The sequence below is a fragment of the Terrirubrum flagellatum genome (assembly GCF_022059845.1).
Classification (GTDB): domain Bacteria; phylum Pseudomonadota; class Alphaproteobacteria; order Rhizobiales; family Beijerinckiaceae; genus Terrirubrum; species Terrirubrum flagellatum.
Map to the genome: position 1 here is coordinate 5,107,435 of NZ_CP091851.1, position 21,355 is coordinate 5,128,789.

At 64.9% G+C, this 21,355-nt stretch carries 21 protein-coding genes; 13 read left to right on the plus strand and 8 right to left on the minus strand.

Annotated features, from left to right (window positions below):
* Nucleotides 1-26 precede the first annotated feature (26 nt).
* The 3 genes from glyS to L8F45_RS24860 all read left to right on the plus strand — a co-directional run bounded on the left by glyS (nucleotide 27) and on the right by L8F45_RS24860 (nucleotide 4,836).
* Nucleotides 27-2,552, plus strand: coding sequence for a glycine--tRNA ligase subunit beta (gene glyS / locus L8F45_RS24850; protein ID WP_342360513.1), 2,526 nt, complete (start codon nucleotides 27-29; stop codon nucleotides 2,550-2,552).
* A complete protein-coding gene (locus L8F45_RS24855) occupies nucleotides 2,549-3,370 on the plus strand; it encodes an NADPH-dependent oxidoreductase (protein ID WP_342360514.1) in 822 nt (273 codons plus the stop codon). Before glyS ends, L8F45_RS24855 begins: the two co-directional genes overlap by 4 nt.
* Before the next feature lie 80 nt (nucleotides 3,371-3,450).
* On the plus strand, nucleotides 3,451-4,836 hold the full coding sequence (locus L8F45_RS24860) for a metallophosphoesterase (RefSeq protein WP_342360515.1): 1,386 nt from the start codon (nucleotides 3,451-3,453) through the stop codon (nucleotides 4,834-4,836).
* A gap of 8 nt (nucleotides 4,837-4,844) precedes the next feature.
* On the opposite strand, the gene L8F45_RS24865 is transcribed toward L8F45_RS24860, so the two are convergent.
* The 3 genes from L8F45_RS24865 to L8F45_RS24875 all read right to left on the minus strand — a co-directional run bounded on the left by L8F45_RS24865 (nucleotide 4,845) and on the right by L8F45_RS24875 (nucleotide 6,394).
* On the minus strand, nucleotides 4,845-5,336 hold the full coding sequence (locus L8F45_RS24865) for a hypothetical protein (RefSeq protein ID WP_342360516.1): 492 nt from the start codon (nucleotides 5,334-5,336) through the stop codon (nucleotides 4,845-4,847).
* 2 nt (nucleotides 5,337-5,338) lie between these two features.
* Complete coding sequence (locus tag L8F45_RS24870) at nucleotides 5,339-5,881, minus strand: hypothetical protein (RefSeq protein ID WP_342360517.1); 543 nt, start codon at nucleotides 5,879-5,881, stop codon at nucleotides 5,339-5,341.
* Between the two features lie 153 nt (nucleotides 5,882-6,034).
* Nucleotides 6,035-6,394, minus strand: a complete 360-nt coding sequence (locus tag L8F45_RS24875; RefSeq protein WP_342360518.1) for an ArsR/SmtB family transcription factor — start codon at nucleotides 6,392-6,394, stop codon at nucleotides 6,035-6,037.
* A gap of 118 nt (nucleotides 6,395-6,512) precedes the next feature.
* On the opposite strand from L8F45_RS24875, the gene L8F45_RS24880 reads away from it, so the two are divergent.
* Nucleotides 6,513-7,715 (plus strand): MFS transporter, encoded by a 1,203-nt coding sequence (locus L8F45_RS24880; protein ID WP_342360519.1) that lies wholly within the window; start codon nucleotides 6,513-6,515, stop codon nucleotides 7,713-7,715.
* An 11-nt stretch (nucleotides 7,716-7,726) separates the two neighbouring features.
* Here the strand turns inward: L8F45_RS24880 and L8F45_RS24885 are convergent, their stop codons facing one another.
* Nucleotides 7,727-8,665, minus strand: coding sequence for an NAD-dependent epimerase/dehydratase family protein (locus L8F45_RS24885; protein ID WP_342360520.1), 939 nt, complete (start codon nucleotides 8,663-8,665; stop codon nucleotides 7,727-7,729).
* 43 nt (nucleotides 8,666-8,708) lie between these two features.
* Here L8F45_RS24885 and L8F45_RS24890 point away from each other — a divergent pair, with 43 nt between their 5' ends.
* The 5 genes from L8F45_RS24890 (at nucleotide 8,709) to L8F45_RS24910 (ending at nucleotide 14,696) form a co-directional block, all read left to right on the plus strand.
* Complete coding sequence (locus tag L8F45_RS24890) at nucleotides 8,709-9,344, plus strand: TetR/AcrR family transcriptional regulator (RefSeq protein WP_342360521.1); 636 nt, start codon at nucleotides 8,709-8,711, stop codon at nucleotides 9,342-9,344.
* Nucleotides 9,345-9,467: 123 nt separating this feature from the next.
* Nucleotides 9,468-12,938 (plus strand): carbamoyl-phosphate synthase large subunit, encoded by a 3,471-nt coding sequence (gene carB / locus L8F45_RS24895; RefSeq protein WP_342363564.1) that lies wholly within the window; start codon nucleotides 9,468-9,470, stop codon nucleotides 12,936-12,938.
* 251 nt (nucleotides 12,939-13,189) lie between these two features.
* Nucleotides 13,190-13,663, plus strand: a complete 474-nt coding sequence (gene greA / locus L8F45_RS24900) for a transcription elongation factor GreA (protein ID WP_342360522.1) — start codon at nucleotides 13,190-13,192, stop codon at nucleotides 13,661-13,663.
* Nucleotides 13,664-13,688: 25 nt separating this feature from the next.
* Nucleotides 13,689-14,087: a hypothetical protein gene (locus L8F45_RS24905; protein ID WP_342360523.1), complete on the plus strand. Its 399-nt coding sequence runs from the start codon at nucleotides 13,689-13,691 to the stop codon at nucleotides 14,085-14,087.
* A gap of 108 nt (nucleotides 14,088-14,195) precedes the next feature.
* Nucleotides 14,196-14,696: a hypothetical protein gene (locus L8F45_RS24910; protein ID WP_342360524.1), complete on the plus strand. Its 501-nt coding sequence runs from the start codon at nucleotides 14,196-14,198 to the stop codon at nucleotides 14,694-14,696.
* A 5-nt stretch (nucleotides 14,697-14,701) separates the two neighbouring features.
* Here L8F45_RS24910 and L8F45_RS24915 read toward each other — a convergent pair whose 3' ends face one another.
* Nucleotides 14,702-15,169 carry an Lrp/AsnC family transcriptional regulator gene (locus L8F45_RS24915; RefSeq protein ID WP_342360525.1) on the minus strand — a complete coding sequence of 156 codons (468 nt, stop codon included), beginning with the start codon at nucleotides 15,167-15,169 and terminating at the stop codon, nucleotides 14,702-14,704.
* A 146-nt stretch (nucleotides 15,170-15,315) separates the two neighbouring features.
* Between L8F45_RS24915 and L8F45_RS24920 the strand changes: the two genes are divergently transcribed.
* The 4 genes from L8F45_RS24920 (at nucleotide 15,316) to L8F45_RS24935 (ending at nucleotide 18,267) form a co-directional block, all read left to right on the plus strand.
* Nucleotides 15,316-16,290 carry a mitochondrial fission ELM1 family protein gene (locus tag L8F45_RS24920; protein ID WP_342360526.1) on the plus strand — a complete coding sequence of 325 codons (975 nt, stop codon included), beginning with the start codon at nucleotides 15,316-15,318 and terminating at the stop codon, nucleotides 16,288-16,290.
* Nucleotides 16,287-17,255 carry a thioredoxin-disulfide reductase gene (gene trxB, locus L8F45_RS24925; protein WP_342360527.1) on the plus strand — a complete coding sequence of 323 codons (969 nt, stop codon included), beginning with the start codon at nucleotides 16,287-16,289 and terminating at the stop codon, nucleotides 17,253-17,255. The genes L8F45_RS24920 and trxB overlap by 4 nt, the downstream gene beginning before the upstream one ends.
* 77 nt (nucleotides 17,256-17,332) lie before the next feature.
* A complete protein-coding gene (locus tag L8F45_RS24930; protein WP_342360528.1) occupies nucleotides 17,333-17,623 on the plus strand; it encodes a DUF1330 domain-containing protein in 291 nt (96 codons plus the stop codon).
* A gap of 44 nt (nucleotides 17,624-17,667) precedes the next feature.
* Entirely contained in the window at nucleotides 17,668-18,267 is a 600-nt protein-coding gene (locus L8F45_RS24935; protein ID WP_342360529.1) for a hypothetical protein, read from the plus strand.
* Between the two features lie 16 nt (nucleotides 18,268-18,283).
* Here the strand turns inward: L8F45_RS24935 and L8F45_RS24940 are convergent, their stop codons facing one another.
* The 3 genes from L8F45_RS24940 to L8F45_RS24950 form a co-directional block, all read right to left on the minus strand.
* On the minus strand, nucleotides 18,284-19,699 hold the full coding sequence (locus L8F45_RS24940; protein ID WP_342360530.1) for an amidase: 1,416 nt from the start codon (nucleotides 19,697-19,699) through the stop codon (nucleotides 18,284-18,286).
* A gap of 2 nt (nucleotides 19,700-19,701) precedes the next feature.
* Nucleotides 19,702-20,283, minus strand: a complete 582-nt coding sequence (locus L8F45_RS24945; RefSeq protein ID WP_342360531.1) for an urease accessory protein UreE — start codon at nucleotides 20,281-20,283, stop codon at nucleotides 19,702-19,704.
* A 63-nt stretch (nucleotides 20,284-20,346) separates the two neighbouring features.
* Nucleotides 20,347-21,351, minus strand: a complete 1,005-nt coding sequence (locus L8F45_RS24950) for a glucokinase (protein WP_342360532.1) — start codon at nucleotides 21,349-21,351, stop codon at nucleotides 20,347-20,349.
* Nucleotides 21,352-21,355 lie beyond the last annotated feature (4 nt).

The following is a 21,355-nucleotide window of genomic DNA, read 5'->3' on the forward strand; positions in this document are numbered from 1 at the left end:
CGCATGATACGGAAGCGTCTCTAGAAATGCCCGACCTTCTCCTCGAACTCCTCTCCGAAGAAATTCCGGCGCGCATGCAGAGGCGCGCTGCGGATGATCTGAAGTCACTCGTCACCAACGCGCTGGTCGATCGCGGTCTCACCTATGAGGGCGCGCGCGCCTTCGCGACGCCGCGTCGTCTCGCCCTGACGATCGTTGGATTGCCTGTGAAGGGCCGCGACGTGCGCGAGGAGCGCAAGGGCCCCCGCGTCGGCGCGCCCGACGCCGCCGTGCAGGGCTTCCTGAAAAGCGCGGGCTTGAGCGACATTTCGCAGGCGAAGATCGAGAAGGACCCGAAGAAGGGCGAATTCTATGTCGCGGTGATCGAGAAGCCGGGGCAGGCGACGGCGGACGCGATCGCGGAAATCATGCCCGACATCATCCGCAATTTTCCCTGGCCGAAATCGATGCGCTGGGGCGCGGCGTCGGCGCCGGTCGGAACGCTCTATTCGCCTGCGAATGCGCGCGGCGGCGAAGCGCTGCGCTGGGTCAGACCGCTGCAGCAGATCATCTGCACCTTTGGGCCGGAGACCGAAGACCCCGAGGTGATTCATTTCGAGATCGACGGAATCAAATCAGGCGATACGACTCGCGGCCATCGCTTCCTCGCGCCCGGCGAGATCAAGGTGAAGCGCTTCGACGATTATATCGCGAAGCTTGAAAAGGCGTTCGTCGTGCTCGACGCCGATCGCCGGAAGGACATCATCCTGACCGAGGCGCGCAATCTTGCCTTTGCGCAAGGCCTTGAACTCGTCGAGGACGAAGCGCTGCTGGAAGAGGTGGCCGGCCTCGTCGAATGGCCTGTCGTTCTCGTGGGTGATTTCGAAGAATCCTTCCTCGACGTGCCGGGCGAAGTGATCCGCGCGACGATCCGCGCGAATCAGAAATGCTTCGTGCTGCGCCGAGCGGACGGCAAGCTCGCCAACAAGTTCCTGCTGACGTCCAACATGGTCGCGAGCGATGGCGGCGCGACGATCGTCGCGGGCAACGGTCGCGTCATCCGCGCGCGCCTGTCGGACGCGCTCTATTTCTGGAAGACCGATCAGGGACCGCTGCCGGACTATGCGACGGCCGAGAACAGATCGAAGCCGCTCGATCAGCGTCTCGCGAAGCTGAAGAAACTCAGCATCGTCTTCCACGAGAAGCTGGGCACGCAGGGCGAGCGCGTCGAACGCATCAAGGCGCTGGCGAAGGAGTTGGCGCCTATTGTCGGAGCTGATCCCGAACTTGCCGCGCGCGCGGCCGAACTCGCCAAGGCCGATCTGATGACGGAGGTGGTCGGCGAATTTCCGGAGACGCAAGGGCTCATGGGCCGACGCTATGCGGAATTGCAGGGCGAGCGCCCTTCAGTCGCGCTCGCGATCGAGGAGCACTACAAGCCGCAGGGGCCAGGCGATCGCGTTCCGACCGATCCGGTTTCCGTGGCGGTTGCGCTCGCCGACAAGCTCGACACGCTTGTTGGATTCTGGGCGATCGATGAAAAGCCGACGGGAAGCAAGGACCCTTATGCCCTGCGCCGGGCGGCGCTGGGCGTGATCAGGCTGGTGGTGGAGAATGGAATATCGATAGCTTTGGAAGAACGTTTAGTTGATGCAGCAATTGAGGTAGAGACGGAGATTTCTTTCGATGACCTCGAAGAGCGGTTGGATGCTTTATACGAGGCGCGAGCAAATAAGACGCTTTCAGCCAATGAATACAGGCGAATTAGGCAGCGTGAGCTAAGAAGATCTCACGGCGCATCTGCGTCTAAAGAGACGCTTGAATTAATTTATGGTTATGTGCCTGATCTCCTCTCCTTCTTCCACGATCGCCTGAAAGTCCTCCTGCGCGATCAGGGCGCGCGTCATGATCTCGTGGACGCCGTGCTCAGCGATGCAGGCTCAGCTTCTCCCTCCCCCCGCGCAGCGGAGGGGAGGGCCGGGGTGGGGGGCGGTTCCGCCTCCGCCGCAGCGGCAACTTCTCCTGCGGCCCCCCACCCTCAATCCCTCCCCACCGCAAGCGGGGGGAGGGAGGCGCCAATCGCGACGCAGGGCGCGAGCGAGCCGGCGCGGGGTGAGGGCGGCTCGCAAGCAAGCGCGCCCGCCAACGACGATCTTCTCCTCATCGTCCGCCGGGTCGAGGCGTTGGGAAAATTCCTCGATACGGAAGACGGCAAGAATCTCCTCGCCGGTTATCGCCGCGCCGCCAACATCTTGCGCGCGGAGGAAAAGAAGGACGGCGAGGGCGCGTTCAACGCCGCGCCTGACGCCGCGCTGCTGCAGGCCGATGAAGAGAAAGCGCTGCATAAGGCGCTCGGCGTCGCGCTGCCCGAGGCGGAGAAGGCCGTCGCTGCAGAAGACTTCGCCGGCGCCATGCGCGCGCTGTCGCAATTGCGCGCGCCGGTTGACGCCTTCTTCGACAAGGTGATCGTCAACGCCGATGACCCCGCGTTGCGCGCCAATCGCCTGAAGCTGCTCAACCAGTTGCGCGCGGCGACGCGCGCGGTCGCCGATTTCGGAAAGATCGCGGGATGAACGACGCGTCGCTCGCCGATAATCCGTTCGCGGCGCGCTACGCCCGCGACTTCGCGGCGTCGCCGCGCAATGCGGTGATCGACACGCTGCTGGCGCATCGCTCCTGGCGCGCCTTCAAGCCCGATCCGTTGCCCGCGGGAACGCTGGAGACTTTGATCGCCGCCGGCCAGTCCGCGGCGACCTCGTCGAACATGCAGACCTGGAGCGTCGTCGCGGTCGAGGACCCGGCGCGGCGCGCGGAGCTCTTGAAGCTCGGCGAAAATCAGAAGCAGATTCTTGAGGCGCCGCTCGTTCTCTGTTTCGTGGCTGACCTGTCGCGGCTCGCCGCCATCGCCGATCGAATCAACCACAAGCGCGCGGGCCTCGATTATCTCGAACTGTTCATGGTGGCGGCGATCGACTCCGCGCTCGCGGCGCAGAATGTGTGCGTTGCAGCAGAATCCCTTGCCCTGGGGACCTGCTATCTCGGCGTGCTGCGCAATCACCCTGAAGAAGTCGCGGCGTTCCTGAAGTTGCCGCCGATGGCGGCGGTGACCTTCGGGCTCGCCATCGGGTTTCCTGATCCGAAGCGCCCGGCGAACATCAAGCCGCGGTTGGCGCAAGGCTCTGTTCTGCATCGGGAAACCTACGACGCCGCGCAGGCTCTCGCACCGGTCGCGGACTATGAAGTCGCTCTCGACGCCTTCAACAAGCGCGAGCGCAACGGTCAGCCTCTGTGGGGACTTCGGTCCTCGGCGCGAGTCGCCGGTCCTGAAAGCCTGTCGGGACGAGACCGTCTCAAGTTTGCGCTGCGGCAGCTTGGTTTCCCGCTTTTATAGCCTCTGTTTATAGTCTCTCTGTGTTTCTGCGCATGGCGCCGATCCGCGTATGACGGTATTATGTCGGATCGGAGTTTTGGATGCGGGTTTCCATCACGGTCAGTCGCCGCCTCGTGTTGAGGGCAGGCGCCGTTGCGACAGCAGCGGCAATTGCGCGGCCGTGGGCGGCGCGCGCGGCTGAAGCCGACCTTGTTCTGATTTCACTTGCCGATCTGCATTCGCCTTACGCACAGCTCCCGCGCATCCTCACCCATGTGAAGCGCATCACCGCGACGGCGGGCGCGCCGGTGCGCATCCTCATCAATGGCGACGTGTTCGAGCGCGGCAATGTGGTGGCGCTGCGCTCCAACGGCGCGGTTGATCTCTCCTTCCTGCGCGCGCTGTCGGCGATCGCGCCCGTGATCGTCAATCTCGGCAATCACGAGACGGCGCTTTACGATGATCCCAAGCTCGCGGTCGCCGCGCTGCGCGAATGCGGCGCGACCGTCATCAGCAACATCGTCGATCCGCGCACCGGCGAGACCTATGCGCCGCCGGCGTTGCGATTCCGGCTCGGCGCGAATGAAGTTGCGATCATGGGGGTCGCGACCAATTCGCTGCCGACCTATCGCCAGGTCGTGCGGCCGCTGATGAATATTCCGCAGCCGGTGGAATATGCGAAGGAGACGATCGGCAAGCTCACGCAGGGCGCACGCGTCGCCGTGGTGATGAGCCATGCCGGCGTCGGCGCCGACAAGGAAATCCTGCGCATGATGCCGGCGCGCTCGCTGCTCATCGGCGGGCATGACCATCTCAGGCTCGATTATGAGGACCTCGAGAAGCGCGCCTTCTTCCATGGCGGCTCATGGGGCAATCACATCCGCGTCATCGCGATCGACTCGCGCGTCAATGACGGCCCGCGCATGACGATTTCCGAGATCGCGACGAATGACGCCGCGCCTGACGCGACGCTGGCGGCGCAGGTCGAGGCGGAAGAGAGCAAGCATCTCGCCGCCGAGGACAAGGTCGAGATCGTGAAATTGTCACGCGCCTATGATCTCGCGGAAAGCGCGTTGATGGCGACTGATGCGATCCGCAAGGCGGCGAGCGCCGACGTGGCGTTCCTCAATCATACGAGCTTCGGCGACGGGCTGCCCGCGGGTTCAGTCAATCGCTATCGTTTCGACAGCTTCCTGCGCTTTGACGGCGATGTGCGGGCGACGACGGTTGACGGCGCGACGTTGAGCGACATCCTGCGCGGCGCCAACCAGTACAAGGCGGCGACGCTCGACACGCGCACCGGCGACTTTGTCTACGCCAACGAACTCGCGATTGATCCGGCGGCGCGCTATCGCATCGCCGCGAATGGCTGGACCACCATGAGCCAGCAATCCTATCTCGGTCGCACGGGCTTAACGTTCGACGTCGTACCCAACGTGATGGTCAAACCGACAGTCGTGGAAGGGCTGAAGATCGCAGGGCGCTAAGCAGCGCCTCAGCGATTGACCATCCCGTCCCGTTCGCGCTCGGCGCGAATGATCCACCGGCTTTTCCAATAGCCGTCGCGAATTTCTTTAATCTCGGCCAGCGCCTTGGCATGCGCCGCGGCGAACTGCGCTTTCGGCGTGAAGGCGTCGTCCTGGCTTTTCGCGTCCGCCATCACGCGGTCGAGAATGCGCGCGAGCTTGCGAATGTCGCCGAGCATGATCTTCGAAAGCATGTCGCCCGTCTCATGCCCGAACTCCCAGAGAAACTGTTCGCCGTCTTTCGAAGGCGTATCCGGCCGCGCGGCGATCAACGCGCGCATGCGATAACGCCCGCGATAGGCCCAATAGGTCGCGCCCTCGTAGTCGTCATCATCTCTGAATAGTTTTGCGGCGCGGCGCAGATCGTCCTGCGGTGAGCCTGCGAATTCGGCGCGCACTGGCATCGCGAGCGCGGCGAGCGAAGTCGCGCCCGCAAGCAGGAACAGACGACGATTTTTCATGATCAGGTGCGGTTGGGCAAACCGTTGCGGGTGCGCTGGGCGCGGATCGTCTCGCGCGTCTGGTCGATCTCGTTGCGCATGCCGGTGATGCCGGCGAGCGTGCGCTGATGCGCGGCCGCGAATTCCGCTTTCGGCGTGAAGGGATCGTCTTCCGAACGCGCTTCGGCGATGACGCGATCGAGCGTCTGGAGCAGGCGCGGAATATCGCCGAAGGCGTATTCGTTGATCGGGCGGCCGACGGTCTCGTTCAGCGAGGCGAAGAGCGCGGGATCGCCATCACGCCGCAGATTCGGGCGGGCGGCGAGATGCGTGCGATAGCGATACTGCCCGCGATAGAACCAGTAGACAGCCTCGTCCTTGCGGCCTGAGCCGAACAGGCCTGCGGCGCGCTTGTAATCCTCGGCCGGATGACCGGCGCTTTGCGCAAGCGCCCAAGTCGGCGCAGCGATCGCAGCAGCGATCGCGCTGATGAACAGGCGTCGTGAAAACATGGCGCGCTCCTGAATGAAGCCGCGCCCCCAGCGCAGCGGGCGGCCTTTCATCATGGAGCGGAGCGACGCGCGGTGCGTCCGCGCACTAGATCACGCCGTATTTTGATTGAATCAATCAAAATACGGGAACGTGATCGATTCCAAAAGTTGAGAGCATGGCTTTCGCGAAAAACCGGTTCCCACTTTTTCGCGCCATGCTCTAGGCGTTCAGACCTGCTCGTCGACGAGCGAAGGCAGAGCGGGAAGCGAGCCGCGGCTGAGGCGCGCGGCGTCGAGCGCCGCATCGAGCAAACCGGGAAAGCGGCGGTCGAGTTCTTCACGCCGGAGGCTGATATAGCGGGCGGTGCCCTGGATGCGGGCGCTGGTCACGCCGGCCTCGCGCAGCTTGGCGAAATGGTAGGTCAGGTTCGAAGCGCCTGCGAGGCCATAGAAATGGCCGCAGCGCGCCTCCGCCTCCTCGGTCTCCGCCAGCATCAGACAGATCGCAAGCCGTGTCGGATCGCCCAGCGCCGCGAACACGGTCGCGACGTCGATCGAATCGATATCCGGCTGCGGCAGGAGCTTCATGACCCCAGAGGTAATTGGCTGATCGCCCGCGCGCAATGTTCAATGATCCTTGAAGTACGGTTGACGTTGCGGTGCAACAACTGTATTTCAATAATCCTTGAACAATGGAATTTGACTCATGTCAAAGCTCGTCTGGCTTGCGATCGGGGCCTTCGCCATCGGCACCCAGAGCTTCATGATCGCAGGCTTCCTCCCCAAGATCGCCGGCGCCTTCGACTGCTCGGTCGGGACCGCCGCCTATCTCATGACCATCTTCTCGCTCTCCTATGCGGTGAGCTCGCCGATCCTGTCGTCGCTGCTGGCGCAGGCCCCGCGCAAGGGGCTGCTGATTGCGGCGCTGGGTGGTTTCGGCGTCATCAGCCTGCTCGCGCTGACAGCCTCATCGCTCGGCGCGATGATGGCGATCCAGGCGGCGCTCGCCATCTGCGCCGGCCTCTATATGCCGACCGCGAACGCCGTCGCGGTGATGGTTGCGGGTCCGGAACGACGCGCCCGCGCCATCTCGATCGTCACCGGCGGACTGACGCTGGCGATCGCGCTCGGAGCTCCGATCGGCATCGCGGTGGCGGCGCTGGGCGACTGGCGCATCGCGTTCGTGCTGGTGAGCGCGCTGTCGCTGTTGGGCGTCGCCGGCCTCGCCTTCGGCTTGCCTCGCGACCTGCCGCGCGGCGCGAGCACGCTCAGAGAACGTTTCGCCGTGGCGCAGCGGCCGGGCATCCCGATTGCGCTGCTGATGACCATCTTCTGGACCATGGGCGTCTTTGTCGCCTACGCCCATATCGCGACCTATCTCGCGACGTTCACCGGCGTCACCGGCCTCTGGGTCTCGGCTGCTCTGGTGATGTTCGGCATCGGTTCGGCGATCGGCAACGGGGTTGGCGGCCGCGCGGCGGATCGTTTCGGAGCCGTCGCAACCTTGCGGATGGCGCTGATCGGCCTCGGGACGATGCTGGCGCTGCTGTCCGTGATCGCCCTGATCCTGCCGCCGGGTCTGCCCGCCACCATCATCGTGTTCGCGATCCTTGCGATCTGGGGCGGGCTCGGCTGGGCCGGCTATCCCGCGCAGGCGACGCGGCTGGTCGGCCTTGCGCCTGACGCGGCGGTGATCGCGCTCTCGCTCAACGCCTCGGCGCTCTATATCGGCATGGCGTCCGGTGCGGCGCTGGGATCGCTGGTGATGGCCCGGGGCGGACTGCCCGAACTCGGCTTCGTCGGCGCGCTCTGTGAGGCGGTGGCGCTGGCTGCGCTCCTCATCGCCGTCAGATCGCAGGAGAAGGTGGCGCCGCTCCTTCCGCAGGCTGCTCCCCAACCCGCGGAATAGGCTCTCGACAATCAGAGGCCGGCGCGAAATCCCTCGCGCCAACTGGCGAAGCGCGGCGTCCAGCCGAGGTCGCGCTTCGCTTTTGCGTTCGACGATCCCCTGATGTCCGTCATCATCGCCACGCCCGCCGCGCCGATGAACAGGCGCGCAAGGAACGCGGGAATCCTCATCGGCGACTTCGCTCCGATCGCAAGAGCGTAGTCCGGCAGCCAGGCGCGCACGGGCGCCGGCTCGTCGTCGACGATGTTGTAAATTCCCGGCGCGCCGCGTTCGAGGGCGGCGATGGTCGCCGCGGCGACGTCATCGAGATGAATGAAGGACCAGACGCCATCTCCCGAACCAACGACGGGGAAACGCCGCGCGCGCACCGCCCGCCAGATCGCGCCGTCCGTCGCGAAGCCTGAACCCGGCCCGTAGAAAGCGCCGCAGCGCAGGGCGAACCCGTCGATGCCCGGCGTCGTCGTCAGCTTGTCTTCGAGATAGCGGATCGCCGCGAGCGTCGTCCGGAATTGCGGCGCCGGCGCCGGATCGAGCGGGTCCTCTTCCGTCTTCACCGGTCCTCCTTCGCGGATATTGGGCCATCCCGTGAAGCTTTGCGCCACGATGCGGCGAACGCCGGCGGCCCGAGCTGCGGCGAGCAGATTGTCGAGGCCATCCGTTCGCAACCGATTCGTCTGCGCAAACGCTTCGGCGAACTTTCGCAGGTCAGGCGACTGAGGCAGCGCCGTCGCCTGATGGATGATCGCGTCCGGGCGCGCGGCGGCGACTGCGCTGGCCGTCGTGTCGCGGTCGAGCGCGTCGAGCACGACCGGTTCGGCGCCCATCGTCTGCAGCATCTCAATTTTATCACTGGCGCGCGTCGTCGCGACAACTGTGTGGCCTGCCCGGATCAGGGCCGGGACCAGTCTTCGGCCAACCGCGCCAGTCGCGCCCGCGAGGAAAATCCGCATAATCGACTCCCTTGCGTAGTTTATTACCGTCCGGTAGGTAAGTATGATGGGCGAAGCGATCAAGGGCCCCAAAAGGTCGCGGCTATCCGGCGATGAAAGGCGCCGGCGGCTGCTCGATGTCGCGACGGACGCGTTCGCGCGGAACGGCTATCAGGCCGCTTCCATGCGGGAGATCGCGGCGGCCGCAGGCGTCACCAAGCCAGTCCTCTATGACCATTTCCCGTCCAAGGAGGCGTTGTTCATCGAGCTGGTGAGGCGCGCGCGCGATGATCTCGTGGCGCGCGGGGCGGCCGCGATGGCGACCGCCGACTCGCTCGACCGGCGTTTGCGCGCGGCGGTCGACGCCTTTTTCCTCTTCGCCGAGGAGCAGCCGGCCCGGGCGCGGGTACTGATCTCGACTCCCAAGGGCGTTCCGGAGCTGCATGAGGCGGTCACCGCGATCCAGGACGAGGCGACGCGCGCGCTGGCTGCGCTGTTGATCGCCGAGCATGATCTGCTGCCGGAAGCGCCCGACCGATCGCAGCGACTGCTGCTGACGATGGAGTTTTTGAAGGCTGGCATGCATGGCCTCGCCGAGTGGTGGGTCCGCCATCCCGATGTTCCGCGGGCGATCCTCACCGAGACGGTGCTGACCGCCGCATGGTCAGGTCTTCGCAATCAGATGCGGAAGGAGAACTGACCACTTTCCCTCGTCGGATTGCCCCCTTATAGGGGCCGCTTAGCATTCAACTGGCTGCTCGATTTCAGACCCGGTTCGCTCGCGATCCGGGTTTCATCGCGCGCAACCATGTCCCGGGGCTTCATGCCAAAGCGCACCGACATCCAAACGATCCTGATCATCGGGGCGGGCCCGATCATCATCGGCCAGGCCTGCGAGTTCGATTACTCCGGCACCCAGGCCTGCAAGGCGCTGCGCGAGGAAGGCTACCGAATCGTCCTGGTGAATTCCAACCCGGCGACGATCATGACTGATCCGGAGACGGCCGACCGCACCTATGTCGAGCCGATCACGCCTGAAGTGGTCGCGAAGATCATCGAGAAGGAGCGCCCCGACGCGATCCTGCCGACGATGGGCGGCCAGACCGCGCTCAACTGCGCGCTGTCGCTGAAGAAGATGGGCGTGCTCGATCGCTTCAACTTGCAGATGATCGGCGCCACCGCGGAAGCGATCGACAAGGCCGAAGATCGCGAACTGTTCCGGCAGGCGATGACCAAGATCGGACTGGAGACGCCGAAGTCGCGTCTCGCCAATGCGTCCGATCTCAAGCGGGCGGATCGCGCTCTCCATAGCGCGCGCCGCGCCGCGATCGAAGCACAAGAACCCGCCGCAGGCGCGCGCGCCGAAAAGCTTGCGGCGTTCGAGCGCGAATGGGCCGCGGGCGATGAAGAGCGCCGCACGCGCTATAAATGGAAAGCGCTGGGCGAAGCTTTGATTGCGCTGTCGGAAGTCGGTTTGCCCGCGATCATTCGCCCGTCCTTCACCATGGGCGGCACCGGCGGGGGCATCGCCTACAACTATGACGATTTCCTCGAAATCGTCGAGCGCGGCATCGATGCGTCCCCGACCAACGAGGTGCTGATCGAGGAAAGCGTGCTGGGCTGGAAAGAGTACGAGATGGAGGTCGTTCGCGACAGGAACGACAACTGCATCATCGTCTGCTCGATCGAAAATCTCGATCCCATGGGCGTGCATACCGGCGATTCCATCACCGTCGCGCCGGCGCTGACGCTGACCGACAAGGAATATCAGCGCATGCGCGACGCCTCGCTCGCGGTGCTGCGCGAGATCGGCGTCGAAACCGGCGGCTCGAACGTTCAGTTCGCCGTCGATCCTGCTTCAGGGCGCATGATTGTCATCGAGATGAATCCGCGCGTGTCGCGCTCATCGGCGCTGGCGTCGAAGGCGACGGGCTTCCCGATCGCGAAGGTCGCGGCGAAGCTTGCGGTCGGCTATACGCTCGACGAGATCGCAAACGACATCACCGGCGGCGCGACGCCGGCGAGCTTCGAGCCGACGATCGATTACGTCGTCACCAAGATCCCGCGCTTCGCGTTCGAGAAATTCCCCGGCGCCGAGCCGACGCTGACGACGGCGATGAAGTCGGTCGGCGAAGCCATGGCGATCGGCCGCAATTTCCAGGAATCGCTGCAGAAGGCGCTGCGTTCGCTCGAAACTGGATTGACCGGCCTCGACGAGATCGAGATCGCCGGCCTTGGCCAGGGCGACGACAAGAACGCCATTCGCGCCGCGCTTGGCGCGCCGACGCCGGATCGTCTGCGCGTCGTCACGCAGGCGATGCGTCTCGGTCTGACCGATGACGAGATCTTCCGCGCCTGCGCGATCGATCCCTGGTTCCTCGAACAATTGCGCGGCATCGTTGATACCGAGGCGAAGGTGCGCGCCCATGGATTGCCGCAGACGCCGGGCGCCTTCCGCCAACTCAAGGCGATGGGCTTCTCCGATCTCAGGCTCGCGACGCTCACTGGCGCCAGCGAGGCCGACGTGAAGCGCAAGCGGCGCGCGCTCGGCGTGCGTCCGGTCTACAAGCGCATCGACACCTGCGCGGCGGAATTCGCATCGCCGACCGCCTATATGTATTCGACCTATGCGCCGCTCTTCGCCGGCGCCGCGGCCGATGAGGCGCGTCCGTCCGACAGGAAGAAGGTCGTCATTCTCGGCGGCGGCCCGAACCGCATCGGGCAAGGCATCGAGTTCGATTATTGCTGCTGCCACGCCTGCTTCGCGCTCGGTGACGCCGGCTACGAGACGATCATGGTCAACTGCAATCCGGAGACCGTCTCGACCGACTATGACACGTCGGACCGGCTCTATTTCGAGCCTCTGACCGCGGAAGACGTGCTGGAGATCATCGACTCCGAGACGCACAACGGAACGCTGCATGGCGTGATCGTGCAGTTCGGCGGCCAGACTCCGCTCAAGCTCGCCAATGCGCTCGAACAGGCGAATGTGCCGATCCTCGGAACGTCGCCTGACGCGATCGATCTCGCCGAGGATCGCGACCGCTTCAAGCGTCTGCTCGACAAGCTCGATCTGATGCAGCCGAAGAATGGCATCGCCTATTCGGTCGAGCAGAGCCGTCTGATCGCAACCGATCTCGGCCTGCCCTTCGTCGTGCGTCCGTCTTACGTGCTCGGCGGCCGCGCCATGGCGATCATCCGCGACGAGCAGGAGTTCGAGGATTATCTCCTTGGCACGCTGCCGAGCCTCATTCCGTCCGACGTCAAGGCGCGCTATCCCAATGACAAGACGGGCCAGATCAACACAGTGCTCGGCAAGAATCCGCTGCTGTTTGATCGTTATCTCGCCGATGCGATCGAGGTCGACGTCGATTGTCTCTGCGACGGCAAGGACGTCTTCATCGCTGGCGTGATGGAGCATATCGAAGAGGCGGGCATCCATTCCGGCGACTCCGCCTGCTCGCTGCCGCCCTGCACGCTGTCGCAGGCGACAATCGAGGCGCTCGAAGCGCAGACGAAGAAGATGGCGCTGGCCTTGAAGGTCGTCGGCCTGATGAACGTGCAATACGCGATCAAGGGTGGCGACATTTTCGTGCTCGAAGTCAATCCGCGCGCGTCCCGCACGGTGCCTTTCGTCGCGAAGGTGATCGGCGAGCCGGTGGCGAAGATCGCGGCGCGCGTGATGGCGGGCGAATCGCTCGCGTCATTCGGCCTGACGCCGAAGAAACTCGATCATGTCGGCGTGAAGGAAGCCGTGTTTCCTTTCGCGCGCTTCCCTGGCGTCGATGTGCTGCTCGGACCGGAAATGCGCTCGACCGGCGAAGTCATGGGGCTCGACAGGAGTTTCGAGGCGGCGTTCGCGAAGAGTCAGCTCGGCGCGGGCTCGCGCATTCCGCTCGACGGCGCGGTGTTCGTCTCGGTGCGCGACGCTGACAAGGCGGGCATTCTCGAAGCGGTGCGCGGTCTTGCGGCGAAGGGATTCAAGATCGTCGCGACCGCGGGCACGCAGCGCTATCTCGAAGATCATGGCGTGCCGGCGACGCGCGTGAACAAGGTGCTCGAAGGACGGCCGCATATCGTCGACGCCATCCGCAACGGTGCGATCCAGCTCGTCTTCAACACGAGCGAGGGACGCGGCGCGCTCTCGGATTCAAAATCGCTGCGTCGCGCGGCGCTGCTGCACAAGGTCCCGTACTACACCACGCTCTCGGGCGCAGTGGCGGCGGCGAAAGGCATCGGCGCGTGGCGCGAAGGCGAACTCGATGTGCGCGCGCTGCAGGATTATGCGGCTTAAGAGTTTGCTCTGACGCAGCGGAAAGGCCGCAGGCGCCGCCCTCTTGCGCAAGGCGCCTGCGTCGATCACACTCTCGCGTCGCGGCTGTCGCAAAGCTAGGCAGGGGAGGCGCCTTCCCGGCGATGCGGCGAAGCGAGGTCGAGCCGCCGACGAGACGCGCGGCCTGACCAGATCACAGCTTGGAGTTTCACACGTCGCCGTCCGCCGGTCCGACCGTCGGCGCGGAGGCGATTTTTTCAAATGAGGCGGAAATGGACCGCGTACCACTCACCGCTCGCGGATTCGCGGCGCTGGAAGACGAGCTGAAGAGACGGCAGCAGCAGGATCGTCCGCGCATCATCGAGGCGATCGCAGAAGCGCGCGCCCATGGCGATCTCTCGGAAAACGCCGAATATCATTCCGCCAAGGAATCGCAGTCGCTCAACGAAGGACGCATCCTCGAACTCGAGTCGCTCATCGGCCGCGCCGAAGTGATCGACGTGACGAAGCTCAATGGCGAGACCGTGAAATTCGGCGCCACGGTGACTCTGGTCGATGAGGATACCGAAGCCGAGAAGATCTGGCAGATCGTCGGCGAGCCGGAGGCGGATGTGAAATCAGGCCGCGTGTCGATCGCGTCGCCGATCGGAAAGGCGCTCATCGGCAAGAAGGTCGGCGACTCCGTGGAAGTGCGCACGCCATCAGGCGCCAAGAGCTATGAAGTCACCATGGTTCGATTTCAGTAGGCGCCGCGCGCGAAGAGCGTCTCCAATGGCGAGGCGCTTTCTTGCGGGCCTGGCTCTGACTTTGCTCGCCCTTCCGATCGCGTCGGAAAGCCGGGCGCAGAATAGTCCCGGAAGCTGCATCAGCCGCTTTCGCTTCGTTCCCAACGGCGTGACGGTGGTGTCCGGATCGACGTTTCGCAATCGGCCTTGCGCGCTGCCGCTCGGGAGCAATTCCTCGATCCGCGACTATCGATTGCTGGTTCGGCCGGCCAACGGTATTCTTGGCGCGGCGGGCGAAGTCGGCGGGCGTTACCAGACGGCGTATCAACCGAATCCGGGCTTTGTTGGAACCGATCGATTCGAGGTCGAAATCGTCTATGCGGCGCGGCCAAGGGCGCCCGAGATGACGACGCGCATCCAGGCGACCATTTATGTTGTTCCCTGACGGCGAAGTCGATGATGCGCGGCAGCCTGTCTCCGCGGGAACACAATTCCCCGTCAATCTTTGCTATCTAGGCTTTTCCTGACTTTGCTTCCCTCGAAGGAGCTTTCCATGACCACTCGCCGCAATCTGATCGGCTCGCTGATTGGTCTGGCGACCGCAGGCGTCGCGTCGCGCGCCTTTGCGCAAGCGCCAGCCGCGATCGGTGAAATCCGCGTCGATCTCTCTGAATTGCGCGCCAAGGGCTGGGGTTCGCCGCCGCTCGGCGTGATCGACGCCAGCCTGCGCAGCGGGCTGCGCTCGGCCTTCGCCGGTCGTCTTGGCGGCGGGCCAGCGCTTGTGGTGCGAATCACCGCGGTGCAGCTCTCCGGATTCGCCGGGGGCCCAGGCGGCGGAGCTCGATTTGGCAACGGTTTCGGCGGCCAGAACGATTATATGGATGGCGAACTCTTGCTGGTCGGCCGCGGCGGTTCGATCATTTCGCGCCAGCCTTTGCTCAACGCCATGCCGTCGCAGATCAGCGCGGCGTGGTGGGATGAGAAGGGCGAGCTGAAGCGGCTCGCCGCCCTGTCCTCGTCCTATGCCTATTGGGCGCGCCGCCAGCTCGGTTGAGCTTTTTACGGGGTGAAAGGCACCATCGGCTCATCCTTGATGCGATCGAGGGTGAGCGCGGTGCGGACATTGCGCACGTTCGGCGTTGCGGTCAGCTCTGAGACGAAGGCCTGAAACGCCTTCAGATCGGGCGTGACGCATTTCAGCAGGAAGTCGATATCGCCTGACAGCGTCCAGCATTCGCGCACCATCGGCCAGGCGCGGATGCGGGCGGTGAAGGCTTTCAGATCCTGTCCGGCCTGGCTCGCGAGCAGCACCATGGCGAAGCAGGTCAATTCCTGCCCGAGCTTCTTCTCATCGAGCAGGGCGCGATAGCCCCTGATATAGCCGGCCTTCTCCAGAGCGCGGACGCGGCGCAGGCAGGGCGGCGGCGAGATGCCGACGCGGCGCGCGAGATCGACATTGGTCATGCGGCCGTCGGCCTGCAATTCGCGAAGGATGGCAAGGTCGATGGCGTCGAGATCGTCTCGCACTGGGGCGCTCTTTTGAAATTTTGTTGCGCGTTCCTATCTCCGGCTCTGAGCGCGCACAAGGCGCGGCGCGGCGGGCGCGCACGCTGCGCACAGGCGGAACGGTTCGGCGGCTTGGCTTTCAGGGACCTGCCGTGCCAATTGCGCCCATGCTTCCGCCCGACGTCACCGCCTGGGTGCTGACCGACGGCAAGGCCGGCGACGAGATCCCCTGCATCGGCGTCGCCGAAGCCTTGGGGCTGACGCCTGTCATCCGCCGCGTAAAGCCTCGCGCGCCCTGGTTCTGGTTGGCTCCCTGGGGGCCGATCGATCCGGCCGAGGCGCCGGACCGGCCGGGAAGCCCGATTGCGCCGCCCTTCCCTGATCTCGTGATCGGAACCGGGAGAAGGGCGATCCCCTATGTCAAGCGCGTGAAGAAGGGCTCCGGCGGCCGGACCTTCACCGTGATCCTCAAGGATCCGCGCGCTGGCGCCGGCGCGGCGGATTTCATCTGGGTTCCCGAGCATGATCGGCTGCGCGCAGCCAACGTCATGACCACGCTGACCTCGCCGCACCGCATCTCGCAGGCGAAACTCGCCGCAGCCCGCGTCGCACCGCCGGCTTTCATCGAGGCGTTGCCGCCGCCCCGCGCCGCCGTGCTGGTCGGCGGCGATTCGCGCCACCTCCGTTTCTCCGACGCCGACGTCGCCTCGCTAACCGAACGCCTGTCCATGCTCGCGGCAGGCGGCGCATCGCTGATGGGCACCCTGTCGCGCCGCACGCCGCCGAAGCTCGCCGACGCCATGCGCAAGCTGTTCGCCGAGCATCAGGGCTGGCTGTGGGACGGAACCGGCGACAATCCGCTGATTCCGCTGCTAGCGCTGGCCGATGCGGTGGTGGTCACCGCCGACAGCGCCAACATGCCGGGCGAGGCCGCCGCCACGGGAAAGCCGGTGCTGGTGTTCAGTCCGGGCGGGCGGGGGCACCCCAAGCATCGCGCTTTTCTTGCAGGGCTCGCTGCGCAAGGCGTGGTTCACAACTTCTCGGGACGCCTTGAAGGCCGCCCCTACCCGCCCCTAGATTCCACCCCGGCGATCGCACAGGCGATCGCGGAGCGCTTCCGCGCGTTTCGGAACCTTCCATGACCACGCATCACATCAAGCTTCTCATCGTCGGCTCGGGTCCGGCCGGCTATACCGCCGCGATCTACGCCGCCCGCGCCATGCTCGAACCTGTGCTCGTCGCCGGCTTCCAGCAGGGCGGCCAGCTCATGATCACGACCGACGTGGAGAATTATCCCGGCTTCGCCAGCGCGGTGCAGGGACCGTGGCTGATGGAGGAGATGAAAAAGCAGGCCGAGCATGTCGGCACGAAGATGATCTCCGATCACATCGTCTCCGCCGACCTGTCGAAGCGCCCCTTCAAGCTGACGGGCGATTCGGGCGACGTCTATCTCTGCGACGCGCTCGTGATCGCGACCGGCGCGCAGGCGAAGTGGCTCGGCATTCCCTCGGAGGAGAAGTTCAAGGGTTTCGGCGTGTCGGCCTGCGCGACCTGCGACGGCTTCTTCTTCCGCAACAAGGAGGTGGTCGTCGTCGGCGGCGGCAATTCCGCGGTCGAGGAGGCGCTCTATCTCGCCAATCTTGCGAGCAAGGTGACGGTCGTGCATCGCCGCGACGCGTTCAGGGCCGAGAAGATTCTTCAGGACCGGCTGTTCAAACATCCCAAGGTCGACGTGATCTGGGACCATGAGGTGATCGAGATCTCCGGCGACACGCAACCGCTCTCTGTCACAACGCTGACGCTTCGCAATGTGAAGACAGGCATGATGCGCGATCTGCCGACACACGGGCTGTTCGTCGCCATCGGCCATGCGCCGGCGACGGAGCTTTTCAGGGATCAGCTCAAGCTGAGGCCGAACGGCTATATCTGGACCGCGGCGGATTCGACGCAGACGTCGATCGAGGGCGTCTACGCCGCGGGCGACGTGACCGACGATGTCTATCGTCAGGCGGTGACGGCTGCGGGCATGGGCTGCATGGCGGCGCTCGAAGCCGAGCGCTGGCTCGCGGCGCAGGAAGGCGGACCGGCGCAGATCGCGGCGGAGTGAAGCAAGGAAGCAAGCCTTCAGCGCAGAGGGTTGCGCTTGGACAGGCGCGAAAGCGCACAGCAAAGGAAATTACAATCATGGCCAAAGCCTACTGGGTCGCGACGTATCGTTCGATCAGCAATCCTGATGCGCTGGCTGCCTACGCAAAGCTGGCCGGTCCGGCGATCGCAGCCGGCGGCGGACGCTTTCTTGCACGTGGCGTCCCCGCCCAGATCTATGAGGCCGGCCTTCAGCAACGCACCGTCCTCATCGAGTTCGACAGCGTCGAACAGGCGAAGGCGGCCCATGACAGCGCGGCCTATCAGGAGGCGCTGGCCGCGCTTGCGAAAGGCGCTGAGCGCGACATCCGCATCATCGAAGGGGTGTAGGGACGAGCAGCGTTCACGACGCTGCATATCGACCGGACAAGCACATGCCCGCCCCACTCAACATCGACTGCTTCCGCAATACCGAAGCAGCCTTTGATCCCTCCTACGCTTTCAATGCGGCGAAGGCCGACGACTATTACGCGCAAGCGGCCGGTATCAAGTATGGCAACGCCGGAATGTTCAATCCCAGGCGCATCCATCTCTCGCTCGCGGACGGATATTATCGCTTCTGCGATTCCAAGCGGCCGAATCCGGCGGGCGGATGGTGGACCGATCACGCCACGTTCCTGAGGGTGCAGAGCGCTGCGCAGAATTTCCAGACGATCAAGGATTTCGCCGCCAGCCATGGCGAAAGCCCGCTCGCCTATTCAGCCAAGCTGCACTTCGCTATTCCCTACGAATGGGGCGATTGCGGCCATGTCGTCTTCGCGTTCCTGACTGCGCGCATGGACGCCTATCGCGGCAAAGGGAATATCGCCTTCCTCGATAATGATCCGAGCAAGCATGATCCGCGCGACGGCGGCGCGAAATATATTCCGCTTCAGTTGCCGGAACTGTTCCAGCTCTTCATTCCGGACGCGCATGTGCATTTCTCGCGCGCGTTCAATGTCGTGAAGCAGGGGCCGGCGTCGCTCTTCATGTGATGCGCGCCATCAGCGCTCAGCGACGCGGCGCCTCCGGCATCGCAAACGGCCTTGCGCTCTCGAACGCGCGCGACGCTTGCAGCACGAGATCGTCGCGCATCTTTGGCGCCACGATCTGCAAGCCGATCGGCAATCCCTCTTTCGTGAAGCCGCAGGGGCATGACGCCGCCGGCTGCTGCGTGAGATTGAAGGGATAGGTGTAAGGGCTCCAGTCGAGCCAGGCGAGCGGACCGCCGCGCGTCGCCATGCCTTCGGGAACGTCGCGGCCGGCCCCGAAAGCCGGGATCGGCATGGTCGGCGTGAGCAGCAAATCGAATGTCTCGTGAAAGCGATTCATGATGTCGAGCAGCTTCATGCGGCCCATCGCATAGGCGTCGATGAAGTCGGTGGCCTTCATGCCCTCGCTCGCCTCGACGACGGCGCGGAAGCCGGGATCGTGCAGATCGCGCAGCGAGGCCGGAACGGATTTCGCCGCCGTGGCCGTGCCGCCGAACCACATCGCGGAAATGATCTCATGGGGATCGTCGAAGCCGGGATCGACCTCCTCGACATGCGCGCCGAGACTCTCGAACATATGCGCCGCGTCGCGCGTCGCGCGCTCGACATCAGGATCGAGATTGCGGACATGGCCGAGCGTCGCGCTGTAGCCGATGCGCAATCCTTTCACGCCCTTGTCGAGCGACGACAGATAGTCCTGCGCCGGCGCATTCCAGGCGAAGATGTCGCGCTCGTCGGGCGCGCTGATCACGCTCATGGTCAGCGCCGCATCGGCGACCGTGCGCGTCATCGGTCCGTGATGGGCGAGCACCGTGAATGTCGAACCGGGCCAGGTGGGAACGCGGCCATAGGTGGGCTTGATTCCGTAGACGCCCGTGAAACTCGCGGGAATGCGGATCGAGCCCGCGCCATCGGTGCCGAGATGCAGCGCGCCAATGGACATCGCGCAGGCCGCGACCGCGCCGCCTGACGAACCGCCCGTGGTGCGGTCGAGCTTCCACGGATTGCGCGTGACGCCAGTGAGCGGCGAGTTGCAATGACCGATCCAGCCAAACTCCGGCATGGTCGTGCGGCCGAGAAACACCACGCCCGAGGCGCGCATGGCGCGCGCAGTCGAACCATCGGCGGCGGCCGGCGCATCGCTCGTCACTTTCGAGCCGTTGCGTCGCGCCTGCCCCTTCTGCGGGATGTTGTCCTTGATCGTGGTGGGAACGCCATCGACGGGGCCGAGCGGCTCGGCCTTCATCCAGCGCGCTTCCGACGCTTTCGCCTCGGCGAGCGCCGTTTCGCGCGTCACTTCGCTGAAGGCGTTGATCTCGGGCTCGAAGCGTTCAAGCCTTAAGAAGCAGGCTTCCGCGACCTCGACGGGGGAGAGCTTTTTCGCGCGGAAGGCGGCGACGAGTTCCGTCGCCGAAAGCAGGGCGGGATCGCTCATCTCTAGCGCTTGTGTTCGCTGTGATGATGATCGTGCCCATGCGCATGGTGATCATGCTTGTGATCATGATGATCATGATCGGGATGCTTGTGGCCGTGATCGTGATGGTCGTGATGATCATGTCCATGATGGTGGTCATGATTATGGTGATGATGATGCGTCGCGCGTTCGGGCTCGAACGGCCGCGTGACCGCCGTGAAGTTCGCGCCCGCGCCGCGGATCAGCTCGTCATAATGCGGCGACGCCGGCACATAGAGTGCGTCCGCCGTCGCCTCCATCGGCGCATGCTCGCCGCCGAGACGCCAGGCGAGACGCGCCAGCCGCGCGGGATTCTCGACCTTGATCTCGTAGAGTTTTTCGTCGGCCGCCTTCACGCGAATGAGCCGGCCGTCATCAAGCTTCAGCGCGTCGCCATCCTTCAACGCGCCGACGCCGTGCAGATGGATATGGATGTTCAGGCCTTTCTCGGTGACGACGTCGCGATGATGATCCTCGCGCGCGTCATGATCGAGCGTCACCTGATCGACGATGCGGTCATCCTTGACCGCTGGCTTGCGAACGATGGCGTGGGCGCTTTCCGGCATCCTGTTCCCCGCATTTTCCTGTTGTCAGCGTCCTAGCCCAGTCCCCGCGGCCGGGGCAACAAGTCAGGACCCGGCGGTCCAGATCGCCGGCCGCGGCATGCGCACGCGCGCCGCCGCGTTCGCCAGCGCGCCGAGGCCGGAAAAACCGGGATTTTCCGCCGTGATCACATGGATCGGCATCCGCGACAGCATGAAGCTCATGGGCGGGCGCTCGGAAAAGCGTGCGGCGAAACGCCCTGCGTCGAGCAGAGGCAGGAGGCGTGGCGTGATGCCGCCGGCGATGAAGACGCCGCCCGTCGCCTTCGCCACCAGCGCAATGTCGCCTGCGGCGCGCGCGAGAAGATCAAGGAACATCAGCACGGCGGCGCGGCAGCGCGCATCTTCGCCAGACAGCGCGCGCGCCGTGATCGCAACCGCATCGAGTTCAGGCGCCGCGGCGCCATCCGCTTGCGCGAAGGCGCGGACGAGGCGCGCGAGGCCTGCGCCTGACAGCACGGATTCCACGGTGATATGGCCGTCGATGCCTTCGAGATGCGGCCAGATGCGCGCCTCATCGGGCGTCTCCGGCCCGAAGCCGATATGGCCGCCTTCGCTGGGAACCACGAGCCGTCCGGCGCCGTCATCGACGAGCGTTCCGACGCCGAAGCCCGTGCCGGGTCCCACCGCGAGCCGCGCGCCATTCGCCTCGGCGTCGCCGGCGCGCAGCGTGACGAGATCGGCGAGCTTCAGCGTGGTCAGCGCCGCCGCCTGCGCCTCGAAATCATTGACGATCATCACGGCGCCAAGACCGAGGCGCTTGCCGAGCGCGGGCCCGTCCAGCATCCGGCCTGCATTGGTGATCGCCATGCGCACGCCCGTCACCGGCCCCGCGACCGCGAGCAGCGCGCCTCGCGCCTTCACGCCCTCGCGCGTGACGAAGTCGGCGATCGCGTCATGCAACTCGCCCTCGCCCTGCGAATCGATGCGGCCAAGCGGCTTCGCCGCGCCGCCCGGCGCGTCGATCAGGCCGAGGCGGCAATTGGTGCCGCCGATATCGGCGACGATGAGCGGATGAGGAAAGCCAGTCATGTCG

Bases quoted from the DNA above. Each gene is read 5' to 3' on its own strand.
- L8F45_RS24940 (WP_342360530.1), bottom strand. From the start codon at position 19,699: ATGAGCGATCCCGCCCTGCTTTCGGCGACGGAACTCGTCGCCGCCTTC.
- L8F45_RS24885 (WP_342360520.1), bottom strand. From the start codon at position 8,665: ATGCGGATTTTCCTCGCGGGCGCGACTGGCGCGGTTGGCCGAAGACTG.
- glyS (WP_342360513.1), top strand. From the start codon at position 27: ATGCCCGACCTTCTCCTCGAACTCCTCTCCGAAGAAATTCCGGCGCGC.
- L8F45_RS24910 (WP_342360524.1), top strand. From the start codon at position 14,196: ATGACCACTCGCCGCAATCTGATCGGCTCGCTGATTGGTCTGGCGACC.
- L8F45_RS24880 (WP_342360519.1), top strand. From the start codon at position 6,513: ATGTCAAAGCTCGTCTGGCTTGCGATCGGGGCCTTCGCCATCGGCACC.
- L8F45_RS24870 (WP_342360517.1), bottom strand. From the start codon at position 5,881: ATGATGAAAGGCCGCCCGCTGCGCTGGGGGCGCGGCTTCATTCAGGAG.
- greA (WP_342360522.1), top strand. From the start codon at position 13,190: ATGGACCGCGTACCACTCACCGCTCGCGGATTCGCGGCGCTGGAAGAC.
- L8F45_RS24855 (WP_342360514.1), top strand. From the start codon at position 2,549: ATGAACGACGCGTCGCTCGCCGATAATCCGTTCGCGGCGCGCTACGCC.
- trxB (WP_342360527.1), top strand. From the start codon at position 16,287: ATGACCACGCATCACATCAAGCTTCTCATCGTCGGCTCGGGTCCGGCC.
- L8F45_RS24905 (WP_342360523.1), top strand. From the start codon at position 13,689: ATGGCGAGGCGCTTTCTTGCGGGCCTGGCTCTGACTTTGCTCGCCCTT.
- L8F45_RS24935 (WP_342360529.1), top strand. From the start codon at position 17,668: ATGCCCGCCCCACTCAACATCGACTGCTTCCGCAATACCGAAGCAGCC.
- L8F45_RS24875 (WP_342360518.1), bottom strand. From the start codon at position 6,394: ATGAAGCTCCTGCCGCAGCCGGATATCGATTCGATCGACGTCGCGACC.
- L8F45_RS24920 (WP_342360526.1), top strand. From the start codon at position 15,316: ATGCTTCCGCCCGACGTCACCGCCTGGGTGCTGACCGACGGCAAGGCC.
- L8F45_RS24860 (WP_342360515.1), top strand. From the start codon at position 3,451: ATGCGGGTTTCCATCACGGTCAGTCGCCGCCTCGTGTTGAGGGCAGGC.
- carB (WP_342363564.1), top strand. From the start codon at position 9,468: ATGCCAAAGCGCACCGACATCCAAACGATCCTGATCATCGGGGCGGGC.
- L8F45_RS24930 (WP_342360528.1), top strand. From the start codon at position 17,333: ATGGCCAAAGCCTACTGGGTCGCGACGTATCGTTCGATCAGCAATCCT.
- L8F45_RS24945 (WP_342360531.1), bottom strand. From the start codon at position 20,283: ATGCCGGAAAGCGCCCACGCCATCGTTCGCAAGCCAGCGGTCAAGGAT.
- L8F45_RS24865 (WP_342360516.1), bottom strand. From the start codon at position 5,336: ATGAAAAATCGTCGTCTGTTCCTGCTTGCGGGCGCGACTTCGCTCGCC.
- L8F45_RS24950 (WP_342360532.1), bottom strand. From the start codon at position 21,351: ATGACTGGCTTTCCTCATCCGCTCATCGTCGCCGATATCGGCGGCACC.
- L8F45_RS24890 (WP_342360521.1), top strand. From the start codon at position 8,709: ATGATGGGCGAAGCGATCAAGGGCCCCAAAAGGTCGCGGCTATCCGGC.